The organism is Paraburkholderia caribensis (assembly GCF_002902945.1).
Taxonomy (GTDB): domain Bacteria; phylum Pseudomonadota; class Gammaproteobacteria; order Burkholderiales; family Burkholderiaceae; genus Paraburkholderia; species Paraburkholderia caribensis.
In genome coordinates, this window is the sequence record NZ_CP026101.1 from 2873748 (window position 1) to 2893151 (window position 19404).

The following is a 19404-nucleotide window of genomic DNA, read 5'->3' on the forward strand; positions in this document are numbered from 1 at the left end:
TTCGAACACCCATACATGAGCCAGCGGCAGCGAATGGTATGTGCCGCCCAGGTGGCAAACTGTGTGTAGGTTGTCGCGTCGTATAGCTCGGCGCTCTTACAGGGTGGGATGCGTGCGCTATCGGTCCGGAGTGGTGCGCGTATGGCGCGAAAGCCGACACACAGTTTGCCACCTGGGCGGCGGTGGACTGTCTGGCGCCGCGTGCTGTGACGCGGGTATATGAAGCGGGTGAGGCGCACGGAGAGAGCGTTGGCAACGAACGTGAAGAAGTGCGTTATCGTGTGAAGTGTGGGCACGTTGGGGGCCCGTGGGCAAACGTCAAGGGCTGGCGGTGTGAGCCGCTTTCTTTTGCCTACTTTTCTTTGCGGCGGCAAAGAAAAGTAGGTGCCGCCCCGCACAGGGGCGACGCTTGAAGCGAGATAACGCATCGCGGATGCCAGCGCAAAGCAAAAAGCAAATCGCAGATGCCAGCGCAAAGTCCAAACCCCACCCAGCGTCGCAGACAAAAAAAACCAAACAGGAGCAAAAATGTTCAGCACATCACTCTTCCTGACGTCCGCAGGTGTAGGCCTCGCCGTCGCCGCGCCAGTCGGCCCCATGGGCATGCTCTGCATCCGCCGGACGCTCACGGACGGCCCCCGCGCGGGCCTTGCAATCGGCCTGGGCATAGCCGGCGGCGACGCCATCTACGGCCTGATTGCTGCGCTAGGCCTGGTGAGCGTATCGCACTTCATGCTGGCCTACGACAAGCCGCTTCACATCATCGCAGGGCTATTCCTGCTCTATCTCGGCATCCGCACGATGCTGCAAAAAGACCCCGCCGGCAACGGCAACGGCAACGGCAACAGCAACAGCAACAGCAACAGCAGCGACAACCCCGAAGGGAAACTAGCCAACTTCGGCCACGCAGGCGCAATCAAAGCCTTCGCCAGCGCCCTGCTGCTCACGCTCACCAATCCGCAAACGGTCATCATGTTCGCCGCCCTCTTCACGACGCTCGCGCCGCGCGGTCCGTTTTCATCGAGTGTCGCGCTCACGACCGTGCTCGGCGTGTTCTGCGGCTCGATCGCGTGGTGGTGCGTGCTCGTGACGGCCGTGTCGCTCGCGCGGCATGCGATCGGCCACAAGCTGCGCGTGATCATCGACCGCATCGCCGGGCTGGCGCTCGCCGTGTTCGGCATCGTCGAGGTCAAGCGCGCAATCTGACCGCCACACAGGCAATCCATGCGCGGGCGAACCACGCCTCAAGCCCGCGCAAACCGCGCGCGCCACAAGCCATCGAGCGAATACAGCGCCAGCGCAATCCAGATCGCGCCATAGCCGATCAGCTGCGCCTGCCCGAACGGCTCGCGATAAATCAGCACGCCAATGATCAGCTGCAACGACGGCGTCACATACTGGATCAGCCCGAGCATCGAAAGCGGAATTCGCCGCGCGCCCGCCGCGAACAGCAACAGCGGCACGGCCGTGATCGGCCCGGCCAGCGCAAGCAGCACCTTCACGCCGAATGACGCCGAGCCAAACCCGCTCTCGCCATGCGACAACGCAAACAACAGATACAGCACGGCGACGGGAAATAGCAGCACAGTTTCGAGCGTCAGCCCTTCGAGCGCACCCAACTGCGCCGTCTTGCGCAGCAGGCCATAGCCCGCAAAGCTGAACGCGAGCGCAAGGCTGATCCACGGCGGATGGCCGTTTTCCCACGTGAGCCACAACACGCCGCACGCGGCGACCGCGACGGAAAGCCACTGCACGCGCCGCAAGCGCTCGCCGAGAAACGCAAGGCCGAACAGCACGTTGATCAGCGGATTGACGAAATAGCCGAGACTCGCCTCGACGATATGCCCCGCGTTGACGGCCCAGATATAGATGCCCCAGTTCGTCGACAGCAACAGCGCGCTCGCGGCGAAGCGCGCCAGCAGCCGGCGATCGCGCAGCACAGGCGCAAGCCAGCGCCACTGCTGCCGCACGGTGAGCACGATGAACAGAAACAGCATCGACCACACCATCCGGTGTGCCAGCATCTCAACCGGCGAAATCTGATGCAGCGACTTGAAATAGATGGGGAAGAGTCCCCACAAGGTGAACGCGAGCAATGCGTAGGCGACGCCGTAATTCATTTTTGTCGGTCTGGGATGGGAGGCACCGGAAACGGGAGGCAGAAGCGGCGCGCTGACGTGCCATTCGGCAAATCCCCGGCGCCCGAAACGCTTATTGTAAGCTGTCTGTCGGGACGGCCCGTTGCACAGCATCCGCCCACATTCGTACGCGGCAGCGCCGGTTTTGCGACAATAGCGGACTTTCGCCGCGCCGCCAGCCAGCATGAACATCCATTGGGATCATCTGAACGGCAGCAGGACGCACGGCTACCGGCAAGCTCGCCCGCAACCTTTTACGACCGTCCGCGGTCCGCGCAATGGCACTTCCCCATATCGATCTCCTGTATTCCGCGTCGGGTCTGTTCGTCGGCTTTCTGGTCGGACTGACGGGCGTGGGCGGCGGCTCGCTGATGACGCCGATCCTCGTGCTGCTGTTCAACGTCCATCCGGCAACGGCCGTCGGCACCGACCTGCTGTACGCCGCCGCGACCAAGGCGACGGGCACGCTCGTGCATGGCGTGAAGGGCTCGATCGACTGGCAGGTGACGCTGCGCCTCGCCGCAGGCAGTGTGCCCGCCGCCACCGTCACGCTGATCCTGCTGCACCGCTACGGCATGACCTCGACGCGCGGCGGACATCTGATTTCCCTCGTGCTGGGCGTGGCGCTGCTGATCACCGCGATCGCGCTGATCTTCCGGCCTCAGTTGACGAAGCTCGCGGCCTCGCGCAAACGCGCGACGGGCCAGGGCAGCACACTCGCGCTGACCATGCTGACGGGCGCGATCCTCGGCGTGCTGGTGTCGCTGACCTCGGTCGGCGCGGGCGCGATCGGCGTCACCGTGCTGCTGCTGCTCTATCCGATGCTGCCGACCATGCGCATCGTCGGCTCCGATATCGCGCACGCCGTGCCGCTCACGCTGCTGGCGGGCGCCGGGCACTGGCTGCTCGGCTCGATCGACTGGTCGATGCTGCTCTCGCTGCTGGTCGGCTCGCTGCCGGGCATCGTGATCGGCAGCTATCTGTCGTCGAAGGCGCCCGAAAAATTGCTGCGCAATCTCCTTGCTGCGACGCTGACGCTCGTCGGCGTGAAACTCGTCCTGTCCTGATCGCGAGCAGACGCGCAGCCGTTCGCCTGCATCACTTGAAGAAGCGGCAGTTCAGATCGGTTTCGAACTGCCGGACCCAGTGGCCAGCCGTGTCCTCGTGATAGGACTGCGCCCAGCCGCCGCGCCGGATCGTCAGAAGACGCGAGCGATGCGAGGTGTCGTCGGGATCGTCGCTTGCGCTGATGTCGAAATGCGCGGGCGCAAAACCGTGGCGCGCGCACACCAGCTCGAAAGCAGCGCGCTCGCCGATGGGAAGGTCGGTGTAGGTGAAGCGGATCGTGTCCATGGCCGTCGCTCCGTGAAGCTTCGTCGATAACTTCACAGTACTGCACCCGACGGGTAAATTGTGTGTCACGGCGCACAAGAACGAAGCTCCGTCGCGTTTGGGCGAGGGCTGGCGCACTGTCCGTTCTCAGGCGACGCGACACGCTCGGATTTCTGTCATACGCGTGTCATGCGGCCCGCCGCTTTTCGTACCACGCGTGGCGAGCCGCTTCCTCTATCGCATCACTTCGGCACGTTCACCGCACCCGCTCCGACCTGAATCGCGTCCGAGCCCGGGTTCATCGAAATCGCGGGAAGATTGGCCGTCGTCAGCGCGGGCGCCGCGCCTGCCGTGCCGCCGCGCGGCACCGTGCGGATCACCTGCGACGGCGGCAGCGCCGCGCCGCCCTTCAGGTGATTCCACATCAGGTTCAGCGCCTGGATGTTGTAGTAGTGCACCGGAATGAAGCGCGTGTCGAAACCGGCCACACCCAGGAACGCGTCGAAGTGCTGGCCGTTCAGCACTTCATAGAACGCGAGCTGGCTCTTCGAGCCTTCCGTGATGCTGTTCATCGCCAGATACGCGCGCGACGCGTGGTTCACGGGCACGAGCGCATCGCTGCGTCCCTGCACGATGATGGCCGGCTTGCCGTGCAGGTTCGCGTTCACGCGGATCGCGTTGACGTTCTGCTGCATGCGCGCGTCGCCCGCCGTCCACAACGCACGCAGACACGCGGCACCCGCGAAGGCGGCGTCCGCCGTGGCGAACCGATGGTCCGCGCCGCCCGCCGGCGAGACGTTGTAGACGAGGTTGATGCCGTTGGTCGGCGGCACGCCGTTGCCGAGGCCGAACACCGAGGGCATCGGCGCGACGGCTGGCGCGACCCCCGCCGCGCCCGTCGCCGCGTTCGTCGTGCCGAAGCTGAAGTCGCACAGGTTGTCGGTCACGCTCGACTTCGTGTACGCGTTCGCATACGTGACAGCGACGGCCGGCACGGCCTGCGAATCCCACATCGGCGCGTGCAGCAGATCGGAGTCGGACTCGTAACCGGCAGCGTGCAGTTTCGCGAGCGCGTCGTTGGCCTGGCTCGCCGCGTCCGCCCCGCTCACGAAGCCGCCCGCCGCCAGCGACGCGCAGCGCGCCGTGCGGATCGCCTGGGTGGTCGCGAGCGGCAGCGCCGTCAGATATGGCGCGCCCGTCGCCGCCGTCGCGGCTGCCGCGCACGGCATCAGCATGTTCGCGTAGGTCATGTAGTCCGCGAGCGGCGCGCCCGCCGTGGGAATCTGCGCGCCGCCTTCGAACACCTTCGCCGCCGACGCCATGTTCAGGTTGATCTGCGGCTCGCCGACCACGACAGCCGTGATCCACCCTTGCGTGTCCTGCTCGGCGGCCGCGAGCGACGCGCCGCCGCCATTGCTGACGGAAGCCGCGATGGTGGTGATGCTGCCCGCGCCGTATCGCACGCCATGCTGCTGTGCATTGTTGTTGACGGTCGGCGCGAACTGCTGGTTGAGCGCCCAATACGCGAACTGGATCGCTTCGAGCGTGTCGTGTCCCCAGTCCTGTTCGGGGTTCTGCTGCGAATGCGCATGCTTGAACGCGTAGCGGTTCGGAAAGCCGGCGTTGAACGACGCCAGATTCGCCGACGACACGTTCGCCGTGAAGAGGCTCGCCGTGCCCGCGCCCGCTGCCGTCGACAGCGTGCCGTTCATCAGCGTGACGAGCCCCGTCTGCATTTCTTCCGCGCCATTACCGCTGCCTTTGTCGGTGTAGGCGACCGCGCAGCCGCGCTTGAGGCCCCACTCGCCCGCCGCCGAAATCGCGCCGTACACGCCACGCGAGCCCGACGACGTCGCCGTGACGATGCATGGATTATTCGGATCGAACGTGCCGGGCACCTGGACCATCAAGGTCACGTTCTGCTTGCCGGTGCCGTTGTCGGCGTACGCAAGGTACTCGGTGCCGGCGATCTTGCCTTCGCCGAGCGTGTCGTTGCCGTTCAGATCGACGTTGGGCCCCCAGAAGCGGCCATAGCCGCCGTTCGACGACATGTCGACGAGCGCGCGATAGTTCGACCAGATCGCGAGCCGGCGCAACTCCGCCGCCGTCGGACTCGCCGCGTTCGCGAACGATGGCGCCGTTGCGGAACCGAGGCCCGTCTTGCCGAGCCCACCCGTCAGGAGATCGTCGCTGTTGCCGTCGTACGCCGTCGTGGTCACGCTGCCCGATACCACGAACGAGGGTAGTGCGTTGACGGTCTGGCTGTGATGATCGTCGCCGTGGCCACACGCGGCGAGCAGGATCGAAGTGGTGGCGAAGCAAAGCGCAGTGGCAGCACGTCTGAACAACAGTTTCCCTGTCATTACCGTCTCCATTGTCTTGTTGTCGATGCCGTATCGCGCCCATCCGCAACCAGCCGGCATATCTGCATGCAGCGCAGCGGGCGCGGCTGCGGCGGCTGGTCCAATGCAAGTTTCGCGCCGATCTGCTGTACGTCGCGGCGCCGTCGCCCGACGGCTTGCGTGACGCCGGTTCGCACGCGAAGAAACGCGCGGGTCAACACGCGTGCCGTCCTGATTCAGAGACACCGGCAGGCAGGCGAGGCCCGCCGCAGTGACCTTGAAACAGCCGCAAACGCCCGCCGCGCCAGCGTCTCCCCTCCTATGCGGGCGATGTCCACGCAAAGAGACGCTATGCGAGTAGTCCCGTTTCGTGGAGCCCGGGCCGCCTTCGCTTGCGCGTTGCCGCGCGCGCTTTGACGCCCGCCTGGATGCGCGCGCAACGAAGTGCTCCCAAAACGAAACGGGCTCCCGTTCGAAACGGGAGCCCGCTTGTCATTCTGACCGGTAAGCACGCAGCAACATTGCAGTGTGCCGTTCGTCAGGCGACCGGCTGACGGCTGCCCGCGAGCCGGATCATGGTCCGGCCTGCGCGGGCGCGGCCCTTGCCGCTTATTGCTGCTGGACGTTGATCTTGTTCGACACCGACGTCACGCCAGCCACGCCCTTCGCGACTTCGCCAGCCTTCTGGATCTGGTCATTGTCGGGGGCCGTGCCCGTCAGCGTGACTGCGCCGGCACGGGCGCGGACGTTGATGTTCGACACGTCGAGGCCTTGCGTCTTCGCGAGGGCCGAGCGGACCTTCTTGCCCAGCGCGCGGTTTTCCGACTTGGCAGCCTTCGAATTGGCGGCAGGTGCAGTTGCCGTCGTGCCGGTGGACGTGGAGTCGCTTGCCTGGGCATACGCGTGGCATGCAACAACCATTGCGACAACACCACCCAGTGCCTTCAGAAAATCGACCGATTTCATACCTTCTCCTTTTTGCTTGGTTTGGACCGCGTTTGACTGCGGCTTGGTTACGACTACGTGAGGCCCGACTGCACGCGCGCGCGAAGGCGCGACGAGGCATGGCGAGCCAGGAGCGTTGTCACGGTCTGCGAGAGAGGCATTGGAAAGGATGACGGCCGGCGCGATCCAGCGCGCGGCGGTGCATGACACCGGCCGTGCGCCGCGCGGTTGGCAGCGTGCCCTGGTCTCGTCTGTCTCGCCGGGTCGCGCTGCGCCAACGTCGATGCGCGGCAGCGTTGCCAATGTAATCTAGCCGCGCAAGTTCTGCAAAGGATATCGCGCGTTCTGCACGGTTCCTGTTGCGGCCCGTTCCCGTCCGGGGCAAAACGGAACGGCCGTGCCAGATGTGCTTCGACGGCCCGCCGTGGGGGCGCCGTGAGCCGCATCCCGTCTTTCCAGGTCACTTTTTGTTACGCGTTTACGGCCCCGCGCGCACGCCGCACGCGCCGCCGCGGCGTCAATCTCCTGTACCATCGGCGCGAATTCATCCGACAGCACAAGCATTCCCATGAAGCCTTCCGACGGACGTCGCCCGGAACGCCCCTCTGAGCGCAAGCCGCCCCACCTCGTCGCCCGCTTCGTGGCGATCTCCTGGCGCGATCTCGCCGTATCGTTCGGCCCCATCCTGATAATCAGCGCAATCGCGATCTACGTCGCCGTGCGACTGATCCAGCCCGCCCCGCCCAACACGCTGACGATGGCGGCCGGACCCAAGGGCAGCACCTTCTGGGTCGCCGCGCAGAAGTACAAGGAAATCCTCGCGCGCAACCGCATCACGCTCAACGTGCTGGAGACGGAAGGCTCGCTGGACAACTACCGGCGACTGGCCGACCCGCACACGGACATCGACGTCGGCTTCGTCCAGGACGGCATCGCGCCGTCCAAAACAACTGACGATCTGATGTCGCTCGGCAGCGTCTCGTATGTGCCCGTGGCGATCTTCTATCGCGGGCCGATGATCACGCTGCTGTCGGAGTTCAAGGGCAAGCGCATCGCGATCGGCGCCGAAGGCAGCGGCACGCGCGAGCTCGCGCTGCAGTTGCTGAAGGCGAACGGCATCACGCCCGACGGCCCGACGAAGCTGCTGCCGCTGTCCGGCGACGACGCAGCCAAAGCGCTGACGGAAGGCAAGATCGACGCGGCGATCCTGACGGGCGACTCCGCGCAGCCGCCCGTGATGGGCAAGCTGTATCGCACGGCGGGCGTGCAGTTCTACGACTTCACGCAAGCCCCCGCCTACGCGAAACGCTTCCCGTATCTGACGCAGCTCGAAATGCCGATGGGCTCGTTCGATCTCGGCAAAAACCTGCCGTCGACCACGCTGCACATGATCGCGCCGACGGCCGAACTGGTCGCGCGCGATTCGCTGCATCCGGCGTTGTCGGATCTGCTGATCGATGCGGCGCACGAAGTGCACGGCAAGGCGACGGCATTGCAGCGGGCGGGCGAATTTCCCGCGCCGCTCGCGCACGACTTCCCGATCAGCGAGGACGCCGCTCGCTACTACAAGTCGGGCAAGAGCTTCCTGTACCGGGTGCTGCCGTTCTGGCTGGCGAGCCTCGCCGACCGCCTGCTGGTCGTGCTGGTGCCGATCATCGTCGTGCTGATTCCGGGGCTGCGGCTCGTGCCGTCGCTGTATGCGTGGCGCGTGAAGTCGCGCATCTACCGCTGGTACGGCGCGCTGATCGCGATCGAGCGCGAGGCGCTCAACGAGACGTCGGCGGCCGAGCGCGAGGCGCTCATCGTGCGGCTGGACAAGATCGAGGAATCGGTCAACGGTCTGAAGATGCCGCTTGCGTATGCGGATCAGTTCTATGTGCTGCGCGAGCATATCGGCTTCGTGCGGGCGCGCCTCACACGCGATTCGGACGCGGCAAGCACGCCTCACAGGGCTGCCGCGGCGGCTGAAGGCCCCGCCGCTGGCCGCGCCGAAGCCCGTGCGGCAATGCACGAGAGCCACGCGGCGCAAGCGCATCACGACAATCCCGAAAGCCACTCAAGCGACGATAGCGAAACCAGGCCCGGCAGCGACCATCCTGCCCGCACCTCTTGACGGCCGCGAGCGCGTGCGCCCGGCCAACGCCGCGCCAACAGTGGCCGCGGTAACGCCATTTTGTGAAATGATGCGCACGCGGCGTGCTCCGCGTAAGATCGAAACAATCACAACGGGCCGGAGCGCTCATCGCCGACGGCCCGCCGATTCCGGCAACCGGGAGACATCATGACCGATGGCATCGACGCCACGCAGCCACTGTGGTTTTACGACTTTGTCTCACCGTTCTCGTATCTGCTGCTTGAACAGCACGACAAATGGCCCGAGTTGCCGTTCGTGCTGACGCCCGTGTTGCTGAACGATCTGTATCGCCACTGGGGCCAGCGGGTTGCGTATGACGTGCCCGCGAAACGCATTTTCACGTACCGGTACGCGCTCTTTCGCGCGGAGCAGTTGGGCATTCCGTTCCGCATGCCGCCCGCGCATCCGTTCGATTCGACCAAACCGATGCTGCTGTCGATTGCGCTCGGCTCCGACCTGCAAACGGTGCGGGAGATTTTCCGCTTCATCTGGCGCGACGGACGCGACCCGTCAAGTGCCGACGGCTTCGCCGCACTGTGCGAAAAGCTGAACGTGCCGAATGGCCAGGAACTGATCGAGCGCGAGGCGACGCGCGCGCAGCTGATGCGCAATGGTACCGACGCCATTGCGATCGGCGTGTTCGGCGTGCCGACGTTCTGGCTGAACAAGCAGTTGTTCTGGGGCGAAGACGCGCTGCCGATGGTGCTCTATTGCGCGCGTACGCCGAACTGGCTCGACTCGAAGGAAGTGAAGCGGATCACGTCGCTGCCGTCGGCGCTGTCGAAGGCCTGAGCGCGCTTGACGGGGTTCGCCGGCCGGCGCCGGGTGCGCTGCCTTGCATCGCGTGACATAGCGTGGTGCCCGGCAAGTGGGCGAATCGCCAGCCGTGATGCCCGTCATAGGGCATGCGCTATGGCCCGCGCAGGGCAAAACGGCCTAAGGTTATAGCTTCGCGCGCATGCGGCGAGGCGTCGGGCACGAGGACGCCGCGGCATGCGCAATGCACCGTTCGACACACGCATTCGAAAGCCTTCAAAGGGCCTTCCCCGCCCCGCCGATTCATGGACGACAACGCCGCTTCACTCGATATCTGGCTCGTGCGTGTGCTGCGCACGCTGCTCGTCGAGCGCAGCGTCACGCAGACCGCGTTACGGCTGAACCAGACGCAGCCGGCCATCAGCACCGCGCTGCGCAAGCTGCGCGAAACGCTGAACGACCCGATTCTCGTGCGCGGCAAGTCGGGCATGGTGCCGACGGAGTACGGTGAATCGCTGCTCGCGTCGGTGCAGAAGGTATTGCGCGACGTCGATTTCGTCGCGACGCCGCACGGCGACTTCGATCCGGCTCGCTCGCGCCGCACGTTCCGCATCGCCGCACCCGACTATCTGAACGACTTCTTCATGCCGACCGTGATCGCGCAATTCCGCGAGGCGGCGCCGCATGCGCGGCTCGAGATCGAGTCGCTCGGCCCGCTGCTCGATCATGCGTGCGCGCTCGATGCCGGCGAGCTCGATCTGGTGATCGGCAACTGGCCGAAGCCCGACGGGCGCTTCGAGCGCAGCGACCTGTTCTCCGATACCGTCGTGTGCATGATGCGCGCCGATCATCCGCTCGCGAAAGCGCCGCTCACGCGCGACGCCTATCTCGCCGCGCCACATCTCGCGCCCGCTCACTACAGCGGCGCGCGCGGCGGTGCGATCGATATGGGCTTTGCGCGCGCGCAGGCGGCGAGGCGCATTGTCGCGACACTGCCGTACTTCGGGCTCGTGCCGCAGGTGCTGCTGCAATCGGACCTCATCTTCACGACGACGCGCCGCTTTGCGCTGCATTATGCGGAGATGCTGCCGCTGGCCGTCGTCGATGTGCCGATTCCGTTTCCGCGCATCAAGTGCTACCAGATGTGGCATCCGCAGCCGGACCGGCCTAGCGACATCGAATGGTTGCGCAGCTTGATGGCGCAAGTGTCGGAGATGCTGGTGGCGAAGAAGGCGCGGCGCGCGCGCGGGGCGGCGAAGGAATCGACGGGGGAGAAAAAAACGGACGCCGCAAGTCACCCCGCTGCGCCCGTGGGAGGAACCGCTCGGTAAATCAAGCGCCCGCCTGATCTTTACAAAAGATGACGATCCATCCGCCGTTGATTCGCTACGATGTTTCACTGCTCAAAAGCGGACGGCGGTTCATGGCGACAGAACTCAAAACGGATGCCTGGCATCGCCACATGATGTATCGGAGCGATGACGCGTCGCATGTGCAATTTGCGTCGACGGCGGACGGACAAACGGCCATCGAGGCGGGCAAGAAGTTCGCCGGTCGAGCGCGCTCGGATGTCTGGGCAAAAGACATGGCCCTCGTAGGTCGCGTGCGGCGGTTTCTTGGCGCGAATTTTCACTGGCACGCGCGCCTTTCGAAGTCAGGTTCGGATCTCGAAGTCGTCGAGATGCTGCAACTGATGGTGCGCGACGGTTCCATCCATGTGGTTGCGCAGGAGCCAGCGCGCGTCGGAAGCGTGGCGTCGGTGACGGAAAATCCAAAGTCGTCGTTCTGGGGCTCAGACCATTACAGTCATATCTTCGACGTACCGTTCGCCGACCGCTACCAGGCCCAGCTCGAAGCGATGAACGCCGGCGGCCCGAGCTTGGCCGATATACGCGCCATGAATGACAGCATCAATGTGGAGTTCATGCATGCAGCCGTGCTGGCCGATCCGCTCGGGACCCTGCCCGTTTTTGCGCGGGCTGGATGGGTCAGCAAGTACGGATTGCCTGATCTGTCGGAATACGCTATGGATCGAAATGCGGATGCCAAATCCTTTGCTGGCGACGCATCCACAACTTTCACGAACAGTCCGCCATTTGGATACGAACCTGACCAGTCCGAAGCTAGCAGCGTCATCGACATCGCTGCACGAGGCCTGAGCGAAGCAGAAGAAGCTGAATGCGACGCAATGTATGAGGCTCGCATGACATACTGCAACGCCTTGAGCAAAATGTACGGCAACGACGCGCGTACTTACCTCGCGTGCAAACAACAGGCGTTCCAGGACTACCAGGCATGCAGGGGCTACTAATGACCGAATATTTTGTTTCTTACTATGACCCCGATACCGCGACAATCAAAACAGGATTCGTCGATGCTCGCGTGTTCAAAGATGTTCGTATGAATCTGGCCATGGAACACGAGGTTGGGGCAAGCAATCCTATCAGCGACGAATTCGCGCGCCGCTTTGGCGGCGCCGCCCTTCTCTGGTTTGCGACGCAACATCCCGAGCTACGCGAATTTCTTGAGATCACAGACGGCAAGGGCAGCAAGATCACGCTCTAAGAACGAGCAGCCCGGTAAGGTCGCACATGAATTCGACACACCGATACACGACGCCGAGATGACTAGCGTGACCTATTAAGGACAGACCGAAGCGTAAGCATCGATCTCAATCTGGCGGCCCGCGGGATCAAGCTGATGTTTTCGGGGATGCAGGCATTCCGCGCTAACGACTTTGGATTGCAGAAGGTCTTGTCACGCGTGCTTCTCTCAACGTCTCACAGGTTCTCGGCCGATGAGATACGCGACTATGTCCAATCGGCTGACAGTCAGCACGATTACAAAGCTTCTTGAGCGGATCAAAAGGTCGCAGAAATCGACGCGGCGATCTCCCGAGCAAACTCGTGCTGTTCGTGATCGAGCCGCCTGTCGGAGTGGAAATCGTCGTCCTGTGCGAGAAGACGCAGATTGTCGAAGAGAAAAAAACGGACGCCGCAAGTCACCCCGCTGCGCCCGTTGGAGGAACCGCTCGGTAAATCACGCGTCGACGCAATGCACTTCCTGAACAGACGCAAGATCTGCCAGCGAAACCTGCTGCGACCTCACCTGCAACAATTCCGCGCACACCGCCACCGCAATCGACGTCGGCGCCTTATCGACGATTCCGGGCACGCCGATCGGGCACGTCATCTCGAACAGCCTCTGCGGATCAACACCCCGATCGAGCAAACGCCGCTCGAACTTCACGCGCTTCGTCTTCGAGCCGATCATTCCGAAGTACGCAAAATCGCGCCGCCGCATGATGCGCTCGGTAAGCGCGAAATCCAGCGCATGGTTGTGCGTCATCACGAGAAAGAACGCGCCGGCAGGCGCCGCGTCGACGATGGCGTCGGGCGTGTCCGTCGCTTCGATCTGCACGTTCGCGGGCACTTCGTCGGGGAACAGTTCGTCGCGTTCGTCGACCCATTGGACGACGCACGGCAACCGGCCAAGCAGCGCGACGAGCGCATGGCCGACATGGCCCGCGCCGAACAGCACGATGTGCATCGGCGGCGGCAACTGCGTCGCGTGGCCGCTGCGCCGGCCAATCTGAACCGGCGTCTGCGCGACAGTCGAAACGTGCATCATGACGAACGCCCTCTCCTGAAGTTTACTGTCCAGCAGCGCGAACCGCACGGACAGCCTTGAGGATTTCCTCGCCGGTCGCGGGCGCGTTCAGCGGCGGATTCACCTTGTAGTCGCCGACAGCAGCGACGGCATCGCGGATCGCGAAGAACACCGAGAACGGCAGCAACAGCGGCGGCTCGCCCGTCGCCTTCGAACGATGGATGCTGTCCTCCGCATTGCGGTTCTTGAAGAGCCGCACGCGGAAATCGGGCGGCGTGTCGTTGACGGTCGGGATCTTGTAGGTGGACGGCGCATGCGTCATCAGCTTGCCGCCCGCGTTCCACCACAACTCTTCCGTCGTCAGCCAGCCCATGCCCTGAATGAAGCCGCCTTCGACCTGTCCGACGTCGATGGCAGGGTTCAGCGACGCGCCGACGTCGTGCAGCGCGTCGGCACGCAACACGCGCATTTCGCCCGTCAGCGTGTCGATCACCACTTCCGACACAGCCGCGCCGTACGAGTAATAGAAGAACGGCCGGCCTTGCAGCTTCGCCTGATCCCAGTAGAGCTTCGGCGTCGCGTAGAAGCCATCGGACCACAACTGCACGCGAGCGAGATATGCCTTCGCGATCACTTCCTCGAACGGCACGATGGCGTCGCCAACCAGCACGCAGTCGCCCGCGAAACGCACCTGCGCTGACGTCACCTCGCCCGCGCCGAACTTTTCGGCAGCGAACGCGGCAAGACGCTCGCGCAACTGGCGCGCGGCATCCTGTGCGGCCTTGCCGTTCAGGTCCGAACCCGTCGATGCCGCCGTCGCCGACGTATTCGCAACCTTCGACGTATCCGTCGCCGTGACGCGCACGCGGTTGAAGCTCACACCAAGCTCATGTGCAACGACCTGCGCGACCTTGGTGTTCAAGCCCTGGCCCATCTCCGTGCCGCCGTGATTCACCAGCACCGAGCCATCGGTATAGATATGAACGAGCGCGCCCGCCTGGTTGAAGTGCGTCACGTTGAACGCGATGCCGAACTTGCAAGGCGTGAGCGCGAGCCCCTTCTTCAGCACTTCGTTGTTGCGGTTGAATTCGAGAACTTCCGCACGACGGCGGCGGTAATCGCTGGTTGTTTCGAGTTCGTCGATGAGTTCGTGTATCACGTTGTCTTCGACGATCTGCCCATACGGCGTCTGGTTGCGCTCGGTCTTGCCGTACAGATTGCGGCGGCGCACGTCGAGCGAATCCTTGCCCAGCGAGCGCGCGATGTCGTCCATGATGTACTCGATTGCGAACGCGCCCTGCGGACCACCGAAGCCGCGGAATGCCGTATTCGACTGCGTATTCGTCTTGCCGCAAAAGCCGTCGATGGCGACGTCCGACAGAAAGTACGCGTTGTCGAAATGGCACACGGCGCGCGTCATCACGGGACCGGACAGATCCGCGGAGAAGCCGCAGCGCGAGGTCATGTCGACCGTCACGCCTTCGATCACTCCTTCGTCGTCGTAGCCGACGTCATACGTATAGTGGAAATCGTGGCGCTTGCCCGTGATCATCATGTCGTCGTCGCGGTCCGGACGCAGTTTGACCGGGCACAACAGCTTCCACGCCGCGAGCGACGCGCAGCACGCGAACATGCTCGATTGCGATTCCTTGCCGCCGAAGCCGCCGCCCATGCGCCGGCACTCGACCGCCACATTGTGCGAATGCACGCCGAGCATGTGCGAGACGAGGTGCTGCATTTCGGTGGGGTGCTGGGTCGAGCAATACACGAGCATGCCGTCGTCGTCCTTCGGCACCGCGTAGGAAATCTGCCCTTCCAGATAGAACTGCTCCTGGCCGCCCAGCAGCATTTCGCCCGCGTCGCGATGCACGGCGCGTTGCAGTTTCGACGCGGCATCGCCACGCGCGAGCTTCATCGGTGGGATGACGCTCTGGTTCGCGGCGCGCGCCTGCTGCGCCGTCAGCACGGCGGGCAGTTCTTCAAACTCGATGTCCGCGCGACGCGCGCCAAGACGCGCCGCATCGTGCGATGTCGCAACGACGATGAACATCGGCTGGCCGACATACTGGACGACGCCATCCGCGAGAATCGGATCGTCGCCCTTGACGATCGGCGCGCAATCGTTGTGGCCGGGAATATCGGCCGCCGTGAACACGGCGACGACGCCGGGCGTCGCGCGCACTTTATCGAACGACATCGACAGGATTTTCGCGTGCGCTTTCGGTGACGTGCCCAGCGCCGCGTGCAGCGTGCCCGCGAGTTCGGGAATGTCGTCGGTGTAGGTGGCGCGGCCGCTGACGTGCAGATGCGCGGATTCATGCGGACGCGACAAGTGGACTTGCGTGAATTCGGCGAGTTCTTTCGCGTCCTTCAGGAACGGTTCGGCTTGCTGGTTCATTCGGTTGGTTCTCCGTTTCCTTTTTGTCCGTCAGGCCGCAGCGCCTGCTGGCGATACCGCGCGCACATCGAGCGCGCTCTTTTGCAGCGGATTGTTCGGGCGCGTTTCGAGCCAGAAGCGGTACAGCGTGTTCGTTGCGGCTTCGAGACGGTAGTCACTGGTTGCGCGCATATCGCTGAGTGGCTGGTAGTCCTTCGCGAGCGCGAGCATGGCGATCTGCGCAGTCGCTTCGTGCCACTCGTTGTCGGCGAGCGCGGCTTCAGCGTGCGCCGCGCGCTTCGGCGTCGCTGCCATGCCGCCGAACGCGATGCGCGGCTCGCGGATCGTCTCGCCGTCGGCGATGAACGAGAACGCGGCGCACACGGCGGAAATGTCCGAGTCGAAGCGCTTCGAAATCTTGTAGGTACGGAACTTGAAGTGCTTGCGAGCCTCGTTGCGCGCGGGCACCTTCAGCGCCACGACGAACTCGTGTTCGGCCATATCCTTCTTCTGATATGCGAGGTACAGATCTTCGAGCGCCAGCTCCCGTTCGGTCTCGCCGCCGCGCAGCACGACGCGCGCGCCTAGCGCGATCAGGCCCGGCATCGAATCGCCGATGGGCGACCCGTTCGCCACATTGCCGCCGATCGTGCCCGCGTTGCGGATCGGCAGCGACGCGAAGCGCTGCCACATTTCGGTGAGTTCGGGGTATTGCTTCACCAGTTCGGCATACGCGCGTTCGACCGTGACGCCCGCACCGATCTCGATCCAGTCTTGCGTCACGCGAATCGTCTGCATTTCCGAGATCTGGCCGACGTACACGATATGACCGAGGTCACGCATCATCTTCGTGACCCACAAGCCGATGTCGGTGCTGCCGGCGAGAATGCGCGTGGTGGGCGCGTCGGCCTTGATCTTCGCGAGGGCGGCGACCGTGCGCGGCGCATCGAACTGCTGGCCGTTGCATTCGTAGTGGAAGGTTTCGCCGCGTTCGAGCGCCGCGAGTTTGCCGGCGAGCGCCTTCACGTCCACGGGTGCTTTCGGCGCGGGCAGTTCGAACATGCGCTCGGCCGCTTCGATGATCGGGCGATAGCCGGTACAGCGGCACAGGTTGCCCGTCAGCGCGTTGGCGATATCGGCGCGGTCCGGCACGGTCTTGTTTGCGCACGAATGCTCGTGGCCGTGCTTCTCATACATCGACCACATCGACATTACGAAGCCCGGCGTGCAGAAACCGCACTGCGAGCCGTGACACTCGACGAGCGCTTCCTGCACGGGATGCAGGCTGCCGTCCGGCTGGCGCAGGTCTTCGACGGTGAAGAGCGCCTTGCCGTCGAGCGTCGGCAGAAACTGGATGCACGCGTTGACGGCCTTGAAGCTGACGCCGCCGGCGTCGTTGCGTTCGCCGATCACGACGGTGCACGCGCCGCAATCGCCTTCCGCGCAGCCTTCCTTGGTGCCCGTGCAGCGCGCGTCTTCGCGCAGGTATTGAAGGACGGTGCGGGTGACGGGTGCGTCGGTGATCTCACGGATCGCGTTGCGATGGTAGAAGCGGATCGGCTGGCTCATGTCTCGTGCTCGTTTCGGTTGTTCGCGTCCGCGTGGGGCGAGCGGACGGTGCGGCTGATGGTTCGAAAAGTAGCATCATCAATATTCACAACCCATAGGTCCGATCGCATGGAGGACATATAGCTGGAGCGATAAATTGAGACGGCGGCGGAGCCTCGAACTTATATTGTGATGTCTTATTCTCAGTATATTCGTTTGTTTTATTTCTAAACGGACAAAAGCTGCCGCAGCGACACCGACGAAAGCAGTGTCCGAGTGTCAGAAAAATTGATGGAAAACCGTCAGATGACGCGACGAGCCCGTTTTTTGGGCGGCAAAATTATTAAGCAAACCCTGCAAGTGAATCGGTTCCATGGGAAAATCATGGCTTCCCGCCAAATTCAAGTCTCGTTTTCCCCATGTCCGCCGACTCCGCTACACCGCGCAGCGAATTTGCGACCACTTTGCAGATCATTCCGGTCGTTTTTTTCACGTTTCTTTGTTATCTGACGATCGGCATTCCGCTCGCGGTACTGCCGGGCTACGTCCACGACGACCTTGGCTACAGTGCCGTGATTGCGGGTCTGGCGATCAGCGTGCAGTACTTTGCGACGCTGGCGTCGCGTCCGCTCGCCGGCCGTTCGGCGGATACGCTTGGGCCGAAGAAGACGGTGACGATCGGGTTGATTGGTTGCGGCGTGAGCGGCGTGCTGTTGCTGCTGGCGGTGCTGCTTGGCCGGTGGCCGACGTTGAGTCTTAGTCTTCTGGTGCTGAGCCGGCTGGTGCTGGGCTTCGGCGAGAGCCTGTGCGGCACGGGCGCGATCTTGTGGGGCATCGGGCGGGTCGGCACGACGAACAATGCTCGCGTGATTTCCTGGAACGGCATCGCGACCTATGGCGCGCTCGCGATTGGCGCGCCGTTGGGCGTCGCGATTGCGCATAGCGTGGGGTTTTTTGCGCTTGGGGTTGTGGTGATTGTGCTTGCGGCGCTGGGGTTTTATCTGGCGCGCCTGATTGCTGCTGTGCCGGTTGTGCATGGCGAGCGGATGTCGTATCGCAGTGTGTTTACCCGTGTGCTGCCGCACGGTATCGGGCTTGCGCTTGGGTCGGCCGGGTTTGGGTCGATCGCGACTTTCATCACGCTGTTTTATGCGGCGAACCACTGGCCGAATGCGGCTTTGTCGTTGACCGTGTTCGGTACGTTGTTCATCGGCGCGCGGTTGCTGTTCGCCAACACGATCAAGACGTATGGTGGTTTTCGTGTCGCGATCGCTTCGTTCTCTTTTGAGTGCGTTGGGTTGCTGTTGCTGTGGCTTGCGCCGGAGCCGCATATTGCGCTTGCGGGCGCTGCGTTGACCGGGTTTGGTTTCGCCCTGGTGTTTCCGGCGCTCGGCGTCGAGGCGGTTGGGCTTGTGCCGCCCGCCAGCCGCGGCGCGGCGTTGTCGGCTTATTCGGTTTTTCTCGATCTGTCGTTGGGGATTACGGGGCCGCTGGCCGGGTATATCGCTGGTGAATTTGGATATGGGTCAGTGTTCCTGTTCGCAGCTGTTGCCGCTGCGGCGGCTGTTGCACTGTCCACTATGCTTTATTTGCGCAATGCGCGGACGCCTAATGCGCCTGCGGCGGCCTAAGGTTGGCGCTTGCAGCGGGCGTTTGGGTTTTGGGTTTCTGCTTTTCGGTTTGGTTGTTTTTGGGTTTGCTGGTGTTGGGTTGGGGTTGGCTTTGTAGCGCGGCTGGTTTGGTTTGCTTATGTCTGCGCTGGCATCCGCGATGCGTTATCTCGCTTCAAGCGTCGCCCCTGTGCGGGGCGGCACCTACTTTTCTTTGCCGCCGCAAAGAAAAGTAGGCAAAAGAAAGCGGCTCACACCGCCAGCTCTTCTTCTTGCCCACGGGCCCCCAACGTCCCCACACTTCACATGGCAGCGCAGTTGTTCACCTGCGTTGCCAACGCTCTCTCCGTGCGCCTCACCCGCTTCATATACCCGCGTCACAGCACGCCGCGCCAGACAGTCTGCCGCCGCCCAGGTGGCAAACTGTGTGTCGGCTTTCGCGCCATACGCGCACCACTCCGGACCGATAGCGCACGCATCCCACCTTGTAAGAGCGCCGAGCTATACGACGCGACAACCTACACACAGTTTGCCACCTGGGCGGCACATACCATTCGCTGACGCTTGACCGGGTACGGGTATTTGAAGCGGGTGAGGCGTTCATTCGAAGCGT

Annotated in this window: 15 protein-coding genes; 8 read left to right on the top strand and 7 right to left on the bottom strand. The window is 63.6% G+C overall.

What is annotated here, in order from left to right; all coding sequences use genetic code 11:
* Positions 1 to 528: 528 nt before the first annotated feature.
* Positions 529 to 1206, top strand: a complete 678-nt coding sequence (locus C2L66_RS12725) for a LysE family translocator (RefSeq protein WP_060599757.1) — start codon at positions 529 to 531, stop codon at positions 1204 to 1206.
* 38 nt (positions 1207 to 1244) lie between these two features.
* On the opposite strand, the gene rarD is transcribed toward C2L66_RS12725, so the two are convergent.
* On the bottom strand, positions 1245 to 2120 hold the full coding sequence (gene rarD, locus C2L66_RS12730; RefSeq protein ID WP_060599755.1) for an EamA family transporter RarD: 876 nt from the start codon (positions 2118 to 2120) through the stop codon (positions 1245 to 1247).
* A gap of 296 nt (positions 2121 to 2416) precedes the next feature.
* Here rarD and C2L66_RS12735 point away from each other — a divergent pair, with 296 nt between their 5' ends.
* Positions 2417 to 3205 carry a sulfite exporter TauE/SafE family protein gene (locus C2L66_RS12735; protein ID WP_054928827.1) on the top strand — a complete coding sequence of 263 codons (789 nt, stop codon included), beginning with the start codon at positions 2417 to 2419 and terminating at the stop codon, positions 3203 to 3205.
* Between the two features lie 31 nt (positions 3206 to 3236).
* Here the strand turns inward: C2L66_RS12735 and C2L66_RS12740 are convergent, their stop codons facing one another.
* From C2L66_RS12740 to C2L66_RS12750, 3 genes are all read right to left on the bottom strand, one after another.
* A complete protein-coding gene (locus tag C2L66_RS12740; RefSeq protein WP_054928828.1) occupies positions 3237 to 3491 on the bottom strand; it encodes a hypothetical protein in 255 nt (84 codons plus the stop codon).
* Positions 3492 to 3712: 221 nt separating this feature from the next.
* The gene (locus tag C2L66_RS12745; protein WP_060599753.1) at positions 3713 to 5845 is read right to left on the bottom strand and encodes a 3-hydroxybutyrate oligomer hydrolase family protein; all 2133 of its coding nucleotides are present in this window, start codon (positions 5843 to 5845) and stop codon (positions 3713 to 3715) included.
* 576 nt (positions 5846 to 6421) lie between these two features.
* Positions 6422 to 6778: a BON domain-containing protein gene (locus tag C2L66_RS12750; RefSeq protein WP_060599751.1), complete on the bottom strand. Its 357-nt coding sequence runs from the start codon at positions 6776 to 6778 to the stop codon at positions 6422 to 6424.
* A 547-nt stretch (positions 6779 to 7325) separates the two neighbouring features.
* Between C2L66_RS12750 and C2L66_RS12755 the strand changes: the two genes are divergently transcribed.
* The 5 genes from C2L66_RS12755 to C2L66_RS12775 all read left to right on the top strand — a co-directional run bounded on the left by C2L66_RS12755 (position 7326) and on the right by C2L66_RS12775 (position 12212).
* A complete protein-coding gene (locus tag C2L66_RS12755; protein WP_060599750.1) occupies positions 7326 to 8870 on the top strand; it encodes a TAXI family TRAP transporter solute-binding subunit in 1545 nt (514 codons plus the stop codon).
* Positions 8871 to 9038: 168 nt separating this feature from the next.
* A complete protein-coding gene (locus C2L66_RS12760; RefSeq protein WP_060599749.1) occupies positions 9039 to 9683 on the top strand; it encodes a 2-hydroxychromene-2-carboxylate isomerase in 645 nt (214 codons plus the stop codon).
* A gap of 269 nt (positions 9684 to 9952) precedes the next feature.
* Positions 9953 to 10978, top strand: coding sequence for a LysR substrate-binding domain-containing protein (locus C2L66_RS12765; protein ID WP_060599748.1), 1026 nt, complete (start codon positions 9953 to 9955; stop codon positions 10976 to 10978).
* 29 nt (positions 10979 to 11007) lie between these two features.
* Positions 11008 to 11958 (top strand): hypothetical protein, encoded by a 951-nt coding sequence (locus tag C2L66_RS12770; protein WP_060599747.1) that lies wholly within the window; start codon positions 11008 to 11010, stop codon positions 11956 to 11958.
* On the top strand, positions 11958 to 12212 hold the full coding sequence (locus tag C2L66_RS12775) for a hypothetical protein (RefSeq protein ID WP_060599746.1): 255 nt from the start codon (positions 11958 to 11960) through the stop codon (positions 12210 to 12212). Before C2L66_RS12770 ends, C2L66_RS12775 begins: the two co-directional genes overlap by 1 nt.
* Before the next feature lie 474 nt (positions 12213 to 12686).
* Here C2L66_RS12775 and xdhC read toward each other — a convergent pair whose 3' ends face one another.
* From xdhC to xdhA, 3 genes are read right to left on the bottom strand one after another with little or no spacing between them, the layout of a single operon-like run.
* Positions 12687 to 13277 carry a xanthine dehydrogenase accessory protein XdhC gene (gene xdhC / locus C2L66_RS12780; RefSeq protein WP_060599745.1) on the bottom strand — a complete coding sequence of 197 codons (591 nt, stop codon included), beginning with the start codon at positions 13275 to 13277 and terminating at the stop codon, positions 12687 to 12689.
* Positions 13278 to 13299: 22 nt separating this feature from the next.
* Positions 13300 to 15654, bottom strand: coding sequence for a xanthine dehydrogenase molybdopterin binding subunit (gene xdhB / locus C2L66_RS12785; protein WP_060599744.1), 2355 nt, complete (start codon positions 15652 to 15654; stop codon positions 13300 to 13302).
* Positions 15655 to 15684: 30 nt separating this feature from the next.
* Positions 15685 to 17202 (bottom strand): xanthine dehydrogenase small subunit, encoded by a 1518-nt coding sequence (gene xdhA / locus C2L66_RS12790; RefSeq protein ID WP_060599743.1) that lies wholly within the window; start codon positions 17200 to 17202, stop codon positions 15685 to 15687.
* A 398-nt stretch (positions 17203 to 17600) separates the two neighbouring features.
* Between xdhA and C2L66_RS12795 the strand changes: the two genes are divergently transcribed.
* Positions 17601 to 18812 (top strand): MFS transporter, encoded by a 1212-nt coding sequence (locus C2L66_RS12795; RefSeq protein ID WP_054928835.1) that lies wholly within the window; start codon positions 17601 to 17603, stop codon positions 18810 to 18812.
* Positions 18813 to 19404 lie beyond the last annotated feature (592 nt).

Excerpts from the sequence above, each read along its gene's own strand:
- C2L66_RS12725 (WP_060599757.1), top strand. The coding sequence starts at position 529 with ATGTTCAGCACATCACTCTTCCTGACGTCCGCAGGTGTAGGCCTCGCC.
- rarD (WP_060599755.1), bottom strand. The coding sequence starts at position 2,120 with ATGAATTACGGCGTCGCCTACGCATTGCTCGCGTTCACCTTGTGGGGA.
- C2L66_RS12735 (WP_054928827.1), top strand. The coding sequence starts at position 2,417 with ATGGCACTTCCCCATATCGATCTCCTGTATTCCGCGTCGGGTCTGTTC.
- C2L66_RS12740 (WP_054928828.1), bottom strand. The coding sequence starts at position 3,491 with ATGGACACGATCCGCTTCACCTACACCGACCTTCCCATCGGCGAGCGC.
- C2L66_RS12745 (WP_060599753.1), bottom strand. The coding sequence starts at position 5,845 with ATGGAGACGGTAATGACAGGGAAACTGTTGTTCAGACGTGCTGCCACT.
- C2L66_RS12750 (WP_060599751.1), bottom strand. The coding sequence starts at position 6,778 with ATGAAATCGGTCGATTTTCTGAAGGCACTGGGTGGTGTTGTCGCAATG.
- C2L66_RS12755 (WP_060599750.1), top strand. The coding sequence starts at position 7,326 with ATGAAGCCTTCCGACGGACGTCGCCCGGAACGCCCCTCTGAGCGCAAG.
- C2L66_RS12760 (WP_060599749.1), top strand. The coding sequence starts at position 9,039 with ATGACCGATGGCATCGACGCCACGCAGCCACTGTGGTTTTACGACTTT.
- C2L66_RS12765 (WP_060599748.1), top strand. The coding sequence starts at position 9,953 with ATGGACGACAACGCCGCTTCACTCGATATCTGGCTCGTGCGTGTGCTG.
- C2L66_RS12770 (WP_060599747.1), top strand. The coding sequence starts at position 11,008 with ATGACGATCCATCCGCCGTTGATTCGCTACGATGTTTCACTGCTCAAA.
- C2L66_RS12775 (WP_060599746.1), top strand. The coding sequence starts at position 11,958 with ATGACCGAATATTTTGTTTCTTACTATGACCCCGATACCGCGACAATC.
- xdhC (WP_060599745.1), bottom strand. The coding sequence starts at position 13,277 with ATGATGCACGTTTCGACTGTCGCGCAGACGCCGGTTCAGATTGGCCGG.
- xdhB (WP_060599744.1), bottom strand. The coding sequence starts at position 15,654 with ATGAACCAGCAAGCCGAACCGTTCCTGAAGGACGCGAAAGAACTCGCC.
- xdhA (WP_060599743.1), bottom strand. The coding sequence starts at position 17,202 with ATGAGCCAGCCGATCCGCTTCTACCATCGCAACGCGATCCGTGAGATC.
- C2L66_RS12795 (WP_054928835.1), top strand. The coding sequence starts at position 17,601 with ATGTCCGCCGACTCCGCTACACCGCGCAGCGAATTTGCGACCACTTTG.